At 70.8% G+C, this 14,275-nt stretch carries 11 protein-coding genes; 4 read left to right on the top strand and 7 right to left on the bottom strand.

What is annotated here, in order from left to right; translation table 11 throughout:
- Positions 1 to 31 precede the first annotated feature (31 nt).
- Positions 32 to 937, top strand: coding sequence for an NAD(+) diphosphatase (gene nudC, locus B3S45_RS02155; protein ID WP_071042945.1), 906 nt, complete (start codon positions 32 to 34; stop codon positions 935 to 937).
- Positions 934 to 2,694, top strand: a complete 1,761-nt coding sequence (locus B3S45_RS02150) for an ATP-dependent helicase (RefSeq protein ID WP_194384984.1) — start codon at positions 934 to 936, stop codon at positions 2,692 to 2,694. Before nudC ends, B3S45_RS02150 begins: the two co-directional genes overlap by 4 nt.
- Positions 2,695 to 3,419: 725 nt before the next feature.
- On the opposite strand, the gene B3S45_RS02145 is transcribed toward B3S45_RS02150, so the two are convergent.
- Entirely contained in the window at positions 3,420 to 4,877 is a 1,458-nt protein-coding gene (locus B3S45_RS02145) for a zinc-dependent metalloprotease (protein ID WP_071042947.1), read from the bottom strand.
- 126 nt (positions 4,878 to 5,003) lie between these two features.
- On the opposite strand from B3S45_RS02145, the gene B3S45_RS02140 reads away from it, so the two are divergent.
- On the top strand, positions 5,004 to 6,122 hold the full coding sequence (locus tag B3S45_RS02140) for a YlbL family protein (protein WP_071042948.1): 1,119 nt from the start codon (positions 5,004 to 5,006) through the stop codon (positions 6,120 to 6,122).
- 110 nt (positions 6,123 to 6,232) lie between these two features.
- The gene (locus B3S45_RS02135) at positions 6,233 to 9,145 is read left to right on the top strand and encodes a UPF0182 family protein (RefSeq protein WP_071042949.1); all 2,913 of its coding nucleotides are present in this window, start codon (positions 6,233 to 6,235) and stop codon (positions 9,143 to 9,145) included.
- Positions 9,146 to 9,155: 10 nt separating this feature from the next.
- Here B3S45_RS02135 and B3S45_RS02130 read toward each other — a convergent pair whose 3' ends face one another.
- Genes B3S45_RS02130 through B3S45_RS02105 form a run of 6 tightly spaced genes read right to left on the bottom strand, consistent with a single transcriptional unit; the run spans position 9,156 to position 14,199 of the window.
- The gene (locus tag B3S45_RS02130) at positions 9,156 to 10,049 is read right to left on the bottom strand and encodes a prenyltransferase (RefSeq protein ID WP_194384988.1); all 894 of its coding nucleotides are present in this window, start codon (positions 10,047 to 10,049) and stop codon (positions 9,156 to 9,158) included.
- Entirely contained in the window at positions 10,046 to 10,372 is a 327-nt protein-coding gene (locus B3S45_RS02125; RefSeq protein ID WP_071042951.1) for a lycopene cyclase domain-containing protein, read from the bottom strand. Before B3S45_RS02125 ends, B3S45_RS02130 begins: the two co-directional genes overlap by 4 nt.
- Positions 10,369 to 10,722, bottom strand: coding sequence for a lycopene cyclase domain-containing protein (locus B3S45_RS02120; protein WP_194384989.1), 354 nt, complete (start codon positions 10,720 to 10,722; stop codon positions 10,369 to 10,371). The genes B3S45_RS02125 and B3S45_RS02120 overlap by 4 nt, the downstream gene beginning before the upstream one ends.
- A gap of 2 nt (positions 10,723 to 10,724) precedes the next feature.
- Positions 10,725 to 12,275, bottom strand: coding sequence for a phytoene desaturase family protein (gene crtI, locus B3S45_RS02115; protein WP_194384990.1), 1,551 nt, complete (start codon positions 12,273 to 12,275; stop codon positions 10,725 to 10,727).
- Positions 12,272 to 13,147: a phytoene/squalene synthase family protein gene (locus B3S45_RS02110; protein ID WP_194384991.1), complete on the bottom strand. Its 876-nt coding sequence runs from the start codon at positions 13,145 to 13,147 to the stop codon at positions 12,272 to 12,274. Before B3S45_RS02110 ends, crtI begins: the two co-directional genes overlap by 4 nt.
- Positions 13,144 to 14,199 carry a polyprenyl synthetase family protein gene (locus tag B3S45_RS02105; RefSeq protein ID WP_194384992.1) on the bottom strand — a complete coding sequence of 352 codons (1,056 nt, stop codon included), beginning with the start codon at positions 14,197 to 14,199 and terminating at the stop codon, positions 13,144 to 13,146. The genes B3S45_RS02110 and B3S45_RS02105 overlap by 4 nt, the downstream gene beginning before the upstream one ends.
- Positions 14,200 to 14,275: the final 76 nt, after the last annotated feature.

Raw genomic sequence — 14,275 nt, 5'->3', positions numbered from 1 at the left:
CGGCTCCGCGACCAATGCAGGAAGGTCCTCGATGACGGCGCAATCGCATCCTCCCGTCGCCATCGGGCTGGCGGTCGACCGGTCGGCCGAGGAACGAACGCTCGACGGACTCATCGATGCGGCCGTGGCCGACAAGGACACGGTCGTGCTCGCGCTCGCTCGCGATGCGGCTCCGCTGGCCGCCCGCGACGCGCTGGCCTGGATGTCGCCCTGCGAGGTGCCCGCGCCCGATGAGTGGGCATTCCTCGGCCGTCGCCCCGACGGCCGTGCCGTGCTCGCCGCCGTCTACGTCGACGATGAGCCGCCGTTCGACGCTCCCGGCGGGTGGGGCGGGCTGCGGGTGGTGGGGGCCGACCTCGACCCCGCCGAGGCAAGCGTGTTCACCGAAGCGCTCAGCCTCGCCCGCTGGCTGCGCGATTCCCCCTTCTGCCCCGCGTGCGGTACGCGCACCGACGTGCGCATGTCCGGGTGGTCCCGACACTGCGCGTCCTGCGGGCGCGAGCACTTCCCCCGGACCGACCCCGCGGTGATCGTCGCGGTCACCCACCCGCACGATCCCGACCTGCTGCTGCTCGGCTCGAACGTGCTGTGGGGCGAGGACCGATTCTCCTGCTTCGCCGGGTTCAACGAGGCCGGGGAGTCCCTCGAGGACACCGTCGCGCGAGAGCTGTACGAAGAAGCGGGCGTCGCGTTGACGGATGTGCGCTACCGCGGGTCCCAGTCCTGGCCGTATCCCCGTTCGCTCATGGTCGGCTTCCTCGCCACGGCGGTCGACGCTCACGCGGTGCGCCCGGACGGCGAGGAGATCGTGGCGGTGCGGTGGTTCCACCGCGATGAGATCGGTGCCGCTCTGTCGGGCCGCGGCCCGGTGCAGCTCCCCGGGCCCGCTTCGATCTCGCGCCGCCTCATCGAAGGCTGGCACGGCGGGGTCGCGTGAGCGCGCTCGACGGACTGGACGACCGCCAGCGAGAAGCCGCACGCGCCCTGCGCGGGCCGGTCGCGGTGCTCGCGGGCGCGGGCACCGGCAAGACCCGGGTGATCACCCATCGCATTGCGCACGGCGTGGAGACGGGAGCTTTCACGCCGAATCGCGTGATGGCGGTCACCTTCACGGCGAAGGCGGCCGGCGAGATGCGCGGGCGGTTGCGGGCGCTCGGCGTCGGCGGGGTGAGCGCACGCACCTTCCATGCCGCGGCGCTGTCCCAGCTGAACTACTTCTGGCCCACGCTCGCCGGCGACAGCGCCCCGGCCGTCGTCGACAACAAAGTGCGGCTGCTCGCGCATGCCGCCGACACGGTGGGGATGGACCCGGACACCGGGACGCTTCGTGACATCGCGTCGGCGATCGAGTGGCGCAAGGTCACGATGCGTTCGATCGAGGATTATGCGACGGCGCGTCCCGACGGCGTCGGGCGCTACGACATCTCGCGCATCGTCGACCTGCAGCGGGCCTACGAGAAGCTCAAGGACGAACGGCGCCAACTCGACTTCGAGGACGTGCTTCTGGCGTGCGCGGGCATGCTCGAGACCGAACCGGCGGTCGCGCATGCCGTGCACGAGCAGTACCGCCACTTCACCGTCGACGAGTTCCAGGACGTCTCACCTCTGCAGCATCGGCTGCTCGAGCTCTGGCTCGGCGACCGCCGGGATCTGTGCGTGGTGGGGGACGCCAGTCAGACGATCTACTCCTTCGCCGGCGCCGACGCGCGGTATCTCCTGGAATTCGCCCATCGGCACGCGGACGCGACGGTCGTGCGTCTCGAAACGAGCTATCGGTCGGATGCGGGCATCCTGCACGCGGCCAACGAGCTCATGCGCGGTCGCCCCGGCGCGCTCCGGCTGGAGCCCTCGCGCGTCCCCGCGTCCGACGGGGCGGCCCGGGAGCCGGAGGCGACCGCCTACGAGGACGAAGCGGCCGAAGCCCGTGGAATCGCCGCGGCCGTCGCGCGGCGATTGAGCTCCGGCGCCGATCCCGCCTCGATCGCCGTGCTCTACCGCGCGCACGCGCAGTCGGCGGAGATCTCCGCCGCGCTGTCGGATGCGGGGGTGCCCACCACGGTGCTCGGCGGGCGGCGATTCTTCGACATGCCGGAGGTGCGACAGGCGGTGCTCGCCCTCCGCGGGGCATCGGTCGCGCCGATCGACGGCGACTTCGTCGACGCGGTGCGCGACGTGCTGCGCTCCCTCGGGTTCACCGCCGAGGCGCCTCCGGCCGGCGGCGCCCTCCGCGACGCCTGGGAGGCACGGGCTGCTCTGCTGCGCCTGGCCGAGGAGGCCCCCGAGGGCACGACCCTGCGTGCGTTCACCGATGAGCTCACCACCCGTGCCAAGACGCAGGACGAACCCGCGCTGCGCACGGTCACGCTGGCGACACTCCATGCGGCGAAGGGCCTCGAGTGGGACCACGTGCACCTGGCCGGTCTGGCCGAGGGACAGCTGCCCATCTCGTACGCGCAGTCCTTCGAGCAGATCGACGAGGAGCGTCGACTCGCCTACGTCGGGATCACGCGGGCACGGCGAACGCTGTCGCTGTCCTGGGCGCGGGGGGTGCGAGATCGGGATCCGTCGCGGTTCCTGCAGGAGATCGGCATCCGCAGCGCTCGGCCGGCCGGTGCATCCGCCGGGCCGGCGACGCGTCGGGGCGCAGCGCCCACGAGACCGTCCCAGCGACCGGGGGATGCGGCGCCTCGGTGAGCAGCCGAGCCGCGAACAGGCCGGCCTCGCCGGCGACGAGGGCGGCGGGGGTGAGCCGAGGAGCTGCGCCGCCACGGCCGGCCACCACGGCTCGCGCTCCGTTCGAACGGTCGCGACGCACGTGAGGCATGCCGTCTTCCCCGGGAGGACGAGGGGGCCGACCTCGGCGCCGGAGCAGGTCGCCACGATCGGGAGGTGCCGGCGGTCATCCGCCATCAGCCGCGCCGTCACGCGCGGATCCAGCACGTGGGAGGCCACGACGATCAGGGGCGCGTGATCGTGGTCGACGATCCGAACGCCCGCGGCGACGAGACCGTCGTGGACGCCCGCGTAGACGCACGGGTCGACGGCTCCGCTCACGCGGAGCATCACCTGTTCGCCCGCCGGAGCGTCGTCGTCGCGCAGCGCCGGCGCGATCGCGGCGAGGAATTCCGCCGCCTCCGCTGCGGGTGCGCCCATGGCGCCCGCGACCCGGACGGCGTGTTCGGCGGGCAGTCCCTCCTCGAGCACGGCCAGCAGGCGGGTGTGCCAGGGCTGGTCGGCCTCGACCACCGCGACGGCGTCGGCTCCGAACTGCACCGCCGTCGGGGTGCGCCACAGCGGCGGGTGTCGGGGGTCCAGGCGCAACGGCATGCGCCGATCCTGCACGAGGAGGCGGAACGGCACCGATCGCTGTCCACAAGGCTTCCCACCCGCGTCGCTGCGAGGCGGGTGGGGAGGAGAGGTCAGACGGGGCGCGCGGGCCCGTGCGCGTCGCCGTCGGACTCGTCGCCGTCGGACTCATCACCGGGTGCGGCGTCGTCGCCCGGCGTCGTTCCCTCGGCCGTGGGACCTGGCGACGCCTCGTCGCCGGACTGAGCATCGGCGAGGAGCCTGGCGAGGGCGTCGTCCATCTCGTCGGTCGCCGGCTCCTCGCCGCGTGCGCGCGCTTCGAGACGCGCGATGAGCGCGGCGGGGTCGTCGATGTCATCGGATGTCGGCATGAGGTCGGGATAGTCCCACAGGGAATCCCGCGCCGCGGTGCCGACGGCATCGCTCACCGACCGCCACATCGCAGCCGCCTCCCGCATCCGTCGCGGGCGGAGCTCGAGTCCGACGAGCGAGCTCAGCGCCTGTTCGGCCGGCCCGCCGACCGCGCGCCGTCGCCGCACGGCCTCGGCGATGCGACCCGCGGCGGGCAGGCGCGTGACGGCGTCCTCGGTGACGACTTCGACCCATCCCTCGATCGTGGCCAGCAGACTCTCCAGGCGAGCGAGGGTCGCGTTCTGCGCGTCGGTGCGCTGGGGGAGCAGGGCCCCGCTCTCCAGCGCTCGCCGCAGCTCGTCGGGCTCGGACGGATCGAAGCGGGATGCGAGATCCTCCAGCGCGTCGGTGTCGACGTGCACGCCGCGCGCGAAGTCGGTCACCTGCGAGATCACATGCAGACGCAGCCAGCGCGCGTGACGGAACAGGCGCGCGTGCGCGAGTTCGCGCGTGGCGATGTAGAGGGCGAGCTGATCGTCCGGAACCTCCAGGCCTTCGCCGAACGCGGCGAAGTTCTGCGGCAGGATGCCGGCCTGGCCGGCCGGCATGAGCGGGATGCCCACGTCACCGCCGCTGACGACCTCCTTGGAGAGGTTGCCGACCACGGCGCCCAGCTGGGTGGCGAACAGCGAACCGCCGATGGTGCGCATGAGCTTTCCGGCACCCTGCACCAGCTGCTGCATGTCGTCGGGTGTCTGCTCCTGCAGAGCCTGCGTGAGCGCGTCGGCGATGCTCGTGGCCACCGGGGCGGCCAGCTCCTGCCACACCGGGAGGGTCGCCTCGACCCAGCCGCCGCGCGTGATCGCGCGGGGTGCGTCGGACAGTTCGGAGATGGTCGTCGCCTCGCTCAGCCACAGACCCGCCAGAGTGAATGCCTGGTCGAGGTCGGTGCGCTGCCCGGCGGTGACGCCGCGGTCGTCCTGGTTCGCGATGTGCAGGGCCTGACGCTCGGCAGCCTCCCACGAGATCGGCTGGTCGTCGCTCGCGCTGAAGGCGTCCTGGAGATGACGCATGACCGTCTGCATCATCGCCGGGTCGATGTTCATCCCGGCCATCCGCGACAGCTGCTCGGGGTCGATCCCCGCCCCGGTGCCGCCGAACAGCTGCTTGAGCAGCTCCTGGAACTCCTCTTCGGGAGTGCGGTCGTCGTCCTCTGCCACTTCAGCCGCCTTTCAGACAGGTCTGCGGGTGTTGGTCCTAGGCTAGTCAGCCGGATCATCGCTCTCCCCGGCCGGGACCCGATCGCCTTACGCCGGTCGCGAACGACCTGCACGGAAAGGCCCCTCTTGGCTCTGTTCGACGAGAACGTCACCCTCACGCCCGCCCCGCGACGCCGCGTCGCTCGCCGCACCCTGGTCGGCATCTGGGCGCTGGTCGTCGCGCTCGCCGCGCTGCTGGTCCTCACCTTCCTCCCCACCGCGTACGTGATCCAGCAGCCCGGCCCGGTCTACAACACGCTCGGGACCGCGGAGACCGCCGAGGGCGAGGAGGTGCCCCTCATCAGCGTCGAAGGAGCGCAGACCTATCCGACCGACGGCGCGCTGGACCTCCTCACCGTGCAGGTGGTGGGCAACCGCGAGCGCACCCCGTCGTGGTTCGAGCTCGCGGTGGCCTGGTTGGACGCGAGCCGTGCGGTGCTGCCGATCGATTCCGTCTACCCCGAGGGCGTATCCACCGAACAGCGCAGCGAACAGAGCGCCGCCCTCATGGTCGACTCCCAGCAGGAGGCGACCGCGGCGGCCCTCGTCGAGCTGGGCTACGACGTGAACCCCGAGTTGACCGTCGTCGAGGTGGGGGAGGATGCCGCCGCGGCGGGCCTCGTCCAGTCCGGCGACGTCGTCGTCGCCGCCGACGGGCGTGAGGTGAGGGATGTCGCGGAGCTCCGCGACGTCGTCGCCGAAGCCGAGGGCGATGCGGTCGAGCTCACGCTGCGCCGTGACGGCGAGGAGGTCGTCGAGACCGTCACGCCCGAGGCGGTCGAGGCCGACGGCGAGACGACGTGGCTGCTCGGCATCGTGCTCTCCACGTCGTTCGACTTCCCGATCGACGTGACGATCCAGCTCAACAACGTCGGCGGCCCGAGCGCCGGGATGATGTTCGCGCTCGGGATCATCGACACCCTCACCGAGGGGGAGCTCAACGGCGGTGAGAACGTGGCCGGCACGGGGACGATCACCGCCGACGGCACCGTGGGCCCCATCGGCGGCATCCGTCAGAAGCTGTACGGTGCGGCCGAGGCCGACGCGGAGTGGTTCCTGGCGCCGGATGCGAACTGCGACGAGGTGGTGGGCCACATCCCCGACGGCCTCGAGGTGTTCGCGGTGCAGGACCTCGACGACGCACTCGAGGCGCTCGCGGCGATCAGCGCCGGCGACGACACGGCGGACCTTGCGACCTGCTCGTGATCGCGCCCTGAGCTGACACAGGTCACTCTGCGGTCACGGCGCGCTGGGAGTGTCTTGAGGACCGTCGCCCGCCGGGCGTCGGCGTCGTCCGCCGTGCCTAGGATGGACAGGTGACCACGACCTCAGCGCCGAACCCGGCCACGCCTTCCCGATCCCGCCGCATCATCGGCATCACCCTCGCGATCATCGCCGCGCTCGTCGTGGCCTTCTTCGTCTTCGCGGGGCTCTACGCGGACTGGCTGTGGTTCGCCCAGCTGGGCTTCGAGGAGGTGCTGGTCACCCAGTGGGTCGCGCGCACCGTGATGTTCGTCGTGGGCTTCCTCGGAATGGCGATCCCGGTGTGGGTCACCATCCAGCTGGCATACCGACTGCGCCCGGTCTATGCGCGACTGAGCTCGCAGCTGGACCGCTATCAGGAGGTCGTCGAGCCGCTGCGCCGCCTGGCGATGTGGGGGATCCCGGTCTTCTTCGGCTTCTTCGCCGGCTTCGCCGCATCCGCGCAGTGGGAGACCACGTGGCTGTGGTTCAACGGGGTGGCCACCACGACCGTCGATCCCGAGTTCGGCCTGGACACCGGCTTCTACCTGTTCGCCCTGCCGTTCTACTCGACGCTGGTGGGGTACATCTCCGCTGTTCTCCTGATCTGCCTGCTCGTGACGGGACTGGTGTCCTACCTCTACGGATCGGTGCGGGTCGGGCAGCGCGAGCTGCGCATCTCCAAGTCGGCGCGCATCATGATCGCCGTGCTCGCGGGTCTGTACCTGCTGGTCCAGGGAGTGAGTCTCTACCTCGACCGCTTCGCGACGCTCGTCGAGCCGGGGGAGCGCATCACCGGTCCCGGGTATGTGGGCGTCAACGCCACGATCCCCGGGCTCACGATCCTCGCGATCGTCGCGGCGATCGTCGCCATCCTCTTCTTCGTCACCGCCGTCATCGGCCGCTGGCGCTTCCCGCTCATCGGAACCGCGCTCCTGGTCGTCTCGGCGATCGTCGTCGGCGTCGGCATCCCGTGGGTGGTCAACACGTTCCAGGTGCAGCCCAACCAGCTGGCGCTCGAGCGCGAGTTCTACCAGCGCAACGTCGACATGACCAAGGAGGCGTACGGCATCGACACGGTCGAGAAGACCCAGTTCGAGGCCGAGACCACCGCCGAGGCCGGACAGCTGCGCGACGACGCCGCGACCACCGCTCAGATCCGCATCATGGACCCGAGCATCATCGGCCCCACCATCCGTCAGCTCGAGCAGTACCGGGCGTTCTACCAGTTCCAGGATCCGCTGGATGTGGACCGCTACGACATCGAGGGCACGTCGCAGGACACGATCATGTCGATCCGCGAGCTGAACATCGATCAGCTCGGGGCCGCGACGTCGTGGGAGAACACCACACTGACCTACACCCACGGTTACGGACTGGTCGCGGCGGCCGGAAACGAGCGGACGCCCGACGGCGACCCGGTGTTCCTGGAGCGCGGCATCCCCGCGCAGGGCTTCCTCTCGGCGCAGGAGGACTACCAGCCGCGCGTGTACTTCGGCGAGTACTCGCCGGACTACTCGATCGTCGGCGCGCCGGAGGGTGCCGACCCGATCGAGCTGGACTATCCCACCGGCGCCGACGGGGCGTCCGAGACGCGCACGACCTTCGAAGGCGACGGCGGGCCGAGCGTGGGGAACGCCTTCAACCGGCTCATCTACGCGATGAAGTTCCAGGCCGAGCAGATCCTCTTCTCGGACGCGATCAACGAGGACTCGCAGATCCTGTACGACCGCGACCCGTCGGTGCGGGTCCAGAAGGTCGCCCCCTACCTCGAGCTCGACAGCGACCCGTACCCGACCGTCGTCGACGGACGCATCGTGTGGGTCATCGACGGCTACACGCTGAGCGCGAACTACCCGTACTCGTCGACGGTGAGCCTGTCGTCGGCGATCTCGGACTCGACCAACCCGACGCCGCGCTTCGCGCTGGATGACATCAACTACATCCGCAACTCGGTCAAGGCCACCGTCGACGCCTACGACGGTTCGGTGACCCTCTACGCGTGGGACGAGGAGGATCCGCTGCTGCAGGCGTGGCAGAAGGTGTATCCGTCGACGCTGAAGTCCTACGAGGACATGTCGGCCGAGCTGATGGCGCACGTGCGGTATCCGACGGATCTGTTCAAGGTGCAGCGCGCGATGCTGCAGGTCTACCACGTGGACACCGCGCAGTCCTTCTACCAGCGCGACAACGCGTGGGCGGTGCCGGAAGACCCGCAGAGCGACGCCGAGCTGCAGCCGCCCTACTACCTGACGATGCAGATGCCCGATCAGGAGGAGCCGTCGTACTCGATGTTCACGACGTTCATCCCGAACTCCGAGGGCGGTGCGAGCCGAAACGTGCTGATGGGCTACCTCGCGGTCGACTCGAACGCCGGTGATGAGGCGGGAAGCATCCGCGACGGCTACGGCACCCTCAGGCTGCTGGAGATCTCGGCGGACACGACCGTGCCCGGTCCAGGCCAGGTGCAGAACACGTTCGACTCCGACACTGCGGTGTCGTCGCAGATCAATCTGCTGCGCCAGGGCCAGTCCGAGGTGCTCAACGGCAACCTGCTCACCCTCCCGGTCGGTGGTGGCCTGCTCTACGTGCAGCCGGTGTTCGTGCAGGCGTCCCAGGGCACGCAGCTGCCGCAGCTGCGGAAGGTCCTCGTCGCGTTCGGTGACGACATCGCCTTCGAGGACACGCTCGACGAGGCTCTCGACGCACTGTTCGGCGGTGACTCGGGCGCGAGCGCGGGTGACGGTGACGTCGACCCGACGGATGTGCCGACGCCCGACCCGAGCGACACGGGGGACACGGGTGACACCGGAGACACCGGCGGTTCCACCCCGACGCTCGAGTACGAGGCGGCGCTGGTCGAGGCCCAGCAGGCGATGCTCGACCGCGATGCCGCGCTGCAGGCGGGCGACTGGACGGCCTACGGTGAGGCGGATGAGCGCCTCACCGCGGCCGTCGACCGGCTGATCGAGCTCGGCGGCGAGTGAGCCGACGCGGTCAGGGCGTCAGCAGCGCATACCAGATGAGCAGCAGGGTGGTCATGAAGCCACTCAGCTGGTTGATCCACAGGAAGCGGTCCCAGCCGCGGGTGGCGGTGTGCGCGGCCTCGTCGGTGGTGTTCCGATAGGGCCAGACGGCCACGAGGTACGGCACGGCGATGACGGCGCCGAGGGGGCCGGGCCACGCGGTCGCGAGCATGAGCAGGCCCGAGGCGGCGTAGCACGCGAGGGAGAAGCGCACCGTCCACCGCGCCCCGCGGACGGTGGCGATCGACGCGATGTCCGCCTCGCGGTCGGCGACGACGTCCTGCACGGCGCCGAAGGCGTGTGAGGCGACGCCCCACAGCGCGAAGGCGGCCACGATCGCCCCCAGCGGCCACGTCCACGTCGCCCCGGCGAGGACGAGGCCGTAGACGGCGGGGGAGAAGAAGTGGATGCTGCTGGTCACCGAATCGGCGAACGGCCGCTCCTTCAACCGCAGCGGCGGGGCGCTGTAGAAGACGACGAAGAACATGCTCGCCGCGAGCACGAGCGTCGCCGGCCACGAACCCACGAGCACCAGATAGACGAGGAAGGGCAGGCACGACAGCGCGGCCGCCCACAGGGTGACCCGGTGCAGCCGACGGTCGAGGATGGCTCCGTGAGCGCCCCCCTTGCGGGGGTTGCGCAGGTCGGACTCGTAGTCGAAGACGTCGTTCACCCCGTACATCGCGAGGTTGTACGGCACGAGGAAGAACAGCGTGCCGACGACGAACGTGAGATCGATCTGCCGCGCCGTGAGCAGGTAGGCGGCCGCGAACGGGTAGGCCGTGTTGATCCAGCTGACCGGTCGTGACGAGACGAACAGCTGTGCGAGCACGGTCGCGGGACGAAGCGGCGCAGGGGTGGTCATTCGGCTGCCTCCGTGGGGCGTCGGGCGGTGCGGGCCTGGAGCATCGTCCACACGGCGGGAACACCGAATGCGGCGCACAGCGGGTAGGAGAAGTCTTCCAGGGGAGCAAGCCCCACGCGAAGGCCGCTCAGATGCTCGTCGGGGTAGGTGAACAGCCCGGAGCCGATCATGATGTTGTCGAACACGGCCGTGAGCAGGCACAGCGCCACGGCGGCCAGCGCAGACGCGACCATGCGCCGCCGGAACCGGGGCAGTCGCACGGTCGCGAGGGTCACGAGAACAGTCGCCAGCGCGAAGGGCAGGACCAGCAGGGCATAGGTCACGACGGATCCGGTTCCGTCGTGGTCTCGCCGCGGCCGTCGCGTCGGCCCTGCAGCCGCAGGGCGGCGTTCCAGCACACCAGCGTCAGATAGCTGAGGAACATGAGGAACGCCACCTCCTCGAGCGGAAGATGGGGGGCGAGCTCGATTCCGACATACAGCGGACTGTCGCCCTGCACGAAGACGCCCGCGGCGATGCCGGCGAGATCCCACGCCAGGAAGAAGACGGTCCCGGCGACGGTGGCGAGGAGGGTGCGACCCGGGTGGGGTCGCAACGCCAGCCGGAACCGCACGTCGACCAGGGCGATGCCGAGGAGCGAGAAGAGGATCGCGCCCAGGTAGATCCCCGGCACTCCTAGAGCTCCACCGGCGCCGGCTCGGGAAGGGGGCCGGCGGTGCGGTCGCCGCGCAGGCGCTTGAGTACGAGCTCCGCGGAGATCAGGCACATCGGCAATCCGATCCCGGGTAGGGCCGACGTGCCGGCGTAGGCCAGGTTCGCGACTCGGCGCGACATGTTGCGGGGCCGGAACATCGCGCTCTGCCCGAGGGTGTGCGCCAGGCCCAGCGAGTTGCCGCGCCACGAGTGCAGGTCGCGGGCGAAGTCGCCCGGAGAGATGGTCCGGCGCACGACGATGCGGTCGGCGAGATCCGGGATGCCCGCCCACGAGGCGATCTGATCGATGACGCGATCGGCGGCCGCCTCGATGCGGGGGTCGCCGTCGCCCTCGGTGCCGCCGTGCCCGAGGCTCGGGTCGGCGGGGATCGGTACCAGCACGAAGAGGTTCTCGTGCCCGGCGGGGGCGACGGTGTCATCCGTCGCGCTCGGTCGGCACACGTAGATCGAGGCAGGATCGGGGATGCGCGGGCGATCGCCGAAGATGTCGTCGAAGTTCGTGCGCCAGTCATCGGTGAACAGCAGGGTGTGGTGCGCGAGCTCGGGGATCTGGCCCTCCACGCCGAGGAGCAGCAGCAGCGCTCCGGGGCTCGGGGTGCGCTTGCTCCACCAGGACTCCGGGTAGCTCTGCAGGTGGCGGGGGAGCAGCTGGGTCTCTGTGTGGTGGAGATCGGCGGTGGACACCACGAGATCGGCGGCGATCTCGCGGCCGTCGTCGAGCCGCACGCCCCGCGCGCGGGTGTCCTCGGTGACGATCGACGCGACGGGGCATCCGGTTCGGATCTCGACCCCGCGTTCGCGTGCGAGCCGCTCGATCGCCCCGATCACCGTCGTGAAGCCGCCGCGGGGGTAGAGCACGCCCTCGTCGAGGTCGAGGTGGCTCATGAGGTGATACAGGCTCGGTACAGCGTACGGGGAACCGCCGAGGAAGACGGCGGGGTAGCCGAGGATCTGCCGCAGCATCGGGTCGTCGAACCGCTTGTCGATGTGCTGCGACAGCGACCGGGTCAGGAGCGGGGCCAGCTGCGGAACGCGGCGCAGCAGGGCAGGGTCGCGCAGCCCGGCGGTCGTCTCGTAGGTGTCGTAGAGGAATCGACCGACCGCGAGGTCGTACGCGTCGCCGGCGGAATCGAGGTACGCGGCCAGGCGCTCGCCTGCTCCGGGCTCGACGCCTTCGAAGAGGGCGACGGCGGCCTCGCGACCCGATCTCACATCGATCGACGAGGTGCCGGGCGGGCCGTACACGCGGTAGGCGGGCTCGAGGGGCACGAGGTCGAGCTCGGCATCCGCTGTGGTGCCGAGCAGACGGAAGAAGTGGTCGAAGACCTCGGGCATGAGGTACCAGCTGGGGCCGGTGTCGAAGCGGAATCCGCCCTGCTCCCACGACCCGGCACGGCCGCCGAGTTCGTCTCGCGCTTCGAGGAGGATGACGTCGTGGCCCTCCTCGGCGAGGAGCGCGGCCGTCGCGAGCCCGGCGATTCCTCCGCCGATGACGATCGTGCGCTGCGTCATGACGTTCGTGCTCCTCTCGGTGCGAACCCGAGCCAGGCGCGGGCCGCCAGTCGGGCCTTCACGGGATCGGGGACGCGCACACGGGAGTGCGTGTCATCACCGGCACGCCGGAGCCGCAGCGACAGCTCGCCGAACAGATCGTGCGCGGCGGTGACGGCGCGGCGACAGTCCGACGGCAGCTTCGGCACGACCGCCGCGGCCGCAGCGAGGTCGCCGTCGATGCGGTCGAGAACCGTCGTGCGCGTCGCGGTGCCGGCGTCGATTCCGAGGTAGTCGCGACCGAGCGCATCCTCGTCGAAGTCGAGGTCGCGCAGGAAGTTGACGTCCTGGAACGCTGCGCCGAGCCGCCTGGCGCCGTCGACGAGGTCCGCGGGGGCAGGCTCGGGATGCGGCTTGCCCGCGTTGACGAAGACCTGGAGGCACATCAGGCCCACGACCTCTGCGGACCCGTACACGTAGCTGTCGTGGGACGAGGCATCGTGCTCGCGCGTGGTGATGTCCACGCGCATCGACTGGAAGAACGGCTCGATCAGATCGCGGCCGATCCCGCACTCGCGTGCGGTTCGCGCGAACGCGTGCACGATGAGATTCGAGCTGAAGCCCCTGCCGATAGCGGTGCAGGTCTCGGTCTCCAGATCATCCAGGATGCGCCGCTGGGCTCCGGCGTCGAGGCCGGCGCTCTCGCCGGGGCCGTCGACGATCTCGTCGGCCACCCGCACCAGCGCGTAGATGTTGCGCACGTGGGGCCGCGGTCGCGGCCCGAGCAGCCGACATGCCAGGGCGAACGAGGTCGAGTAGCGGGAGATCACAGCGGCGGCGGCCGCCTCGGCGGTGCGGTCGTAGAGCGCGAGGCCGGTGGGGGCGGTGCTCACGGGATCCGACCCGTCACCTGTTCGGCGAGGTCTCCGAGGAGGTTCCTCGCGGCCGGGGGAAGCACGGGATCGCCGGCTTGGCGGAGAGCGTCGGCGAGGGTGTCGTCGATGACCGTGCGAAGGCGCGAGCGTGCTCCGCTGCGCTCGAGCAGACGCTGCGCCTGTCGGACGGCAACCGGACCGGTGTGGGCGACGGCGACCGCCGCGTCGACCCGCGCCCATTCCGCGCTCTCGCGCGCGTAGGCGATGAGCGGCGTGCGCTTGGCCTCCCGCAGGTCGACGCCCTCGTCCCTGCCGGCGGCCTGGGCGGTGCCGAAGGCGCCGATCAGGTCGTCGACGAGCTGGAACGCGAGCCCGACGCGCCCACCCGCCGCGCCGATGCGGTCCACGGCGAGCGGGGACGCGTCGGCGAGCAGGGCGCCGGCGCGCAGCGGTGCGGAGAACGAGTAGACCGCGGTCTTGTTGTAGGCCGCGGCGAAGATCGAGGCGCTGTCGGCCACGTCGGCGGCGACGGCGTTGCCGACGTCGGCGAGCTCCCCGGCTGCCGAGACGTAGACCGCATCGTCGAACTGGTCCAACAGCGCGCGCCTCACCGGCTCCGGGGTGGGCGAGAGGGCGATGATCCGCTGGGCCTCGTGGAGCAGCAGGTCACCGGCGAGAATGCCCGCCGCATCGCCGAGGAGTGCGGCGCCGCCGGCGTCGGCCCCGGTGTCGAGAGCGCGCGCGCGGAACTCGCCGCCGATGTTGGGGATGCCTCGGCGCACCGTGTCGTGGTCGATGACGTCGTCATGGGCGACGAAGGCGGTGTGGAGCAGCTCGTAGGCCGCGGCGACGTCGTAGACGCCGAGCGCGTCGGCATCCGCACCGCCGAAGGCGCGGAACGAGGCGACGACCAGCGCGGGACGGAATCTCTTGCCCCCGCCGGCGGCGCGCTCGATGGCCGCCCCCAGCGCCTCCATGTCCCCGCCGAGTCCCGATGCGCGGCGCCGCACGCGGGCGAGGCTGCGGGCGATGGCGTCATCGGTCTCCGCCCGAGCGTCGGTGTCGATCATCGGCGCCTTTCCACATTGCTAGTTTGCCTAGCAATACCTCTTGAAGACCGATGCTACCGGGCGCCGAGGGCGGTGT

It is taken from the genome of Microbacterium sp. UBA1612, assembly GCF_002321605.1.
In the GTDB taxonomy this organism is placed as follows: Bacteria; Actinomycetota; Actinomycetes; order Actinomycetales; family Microbacteriaceae; genus Microbacterium; species Microbacterium luteum.
This window is presented reverse-complemented; position numbering and strand designations above follow the sequence as displayed.

Coding starts and splice junctions, on each gene's coding strand:
- nudC (WP_071042945.1), top strand. CDS start 32: ATGACGGCGCAATCGCATCCTCCCGTCGCCATCGGGCTGGCGGTCGAC.
- B3S45_RS02130 (WP_194384988.1), bottom strand. CDS start 10,049: ATGACCACCCCTGCGCCGCTTCGTCCCGCGACCGTGCTCGCACAGCTG.
- crtI (WP_194384990.1), bottom strand. CDS start 12,275: ATGACGCAGCGCACGATCGTCATCGGCGGAGGAATCGCCGGGCTCGCG.
- B3S45_RS02105 (WP_194384992.1), bottom strand. CDS start 14,199: ATGATCGACACCGACGCTCGGGCGGAGACCGATGACGCCATCGCCCGC.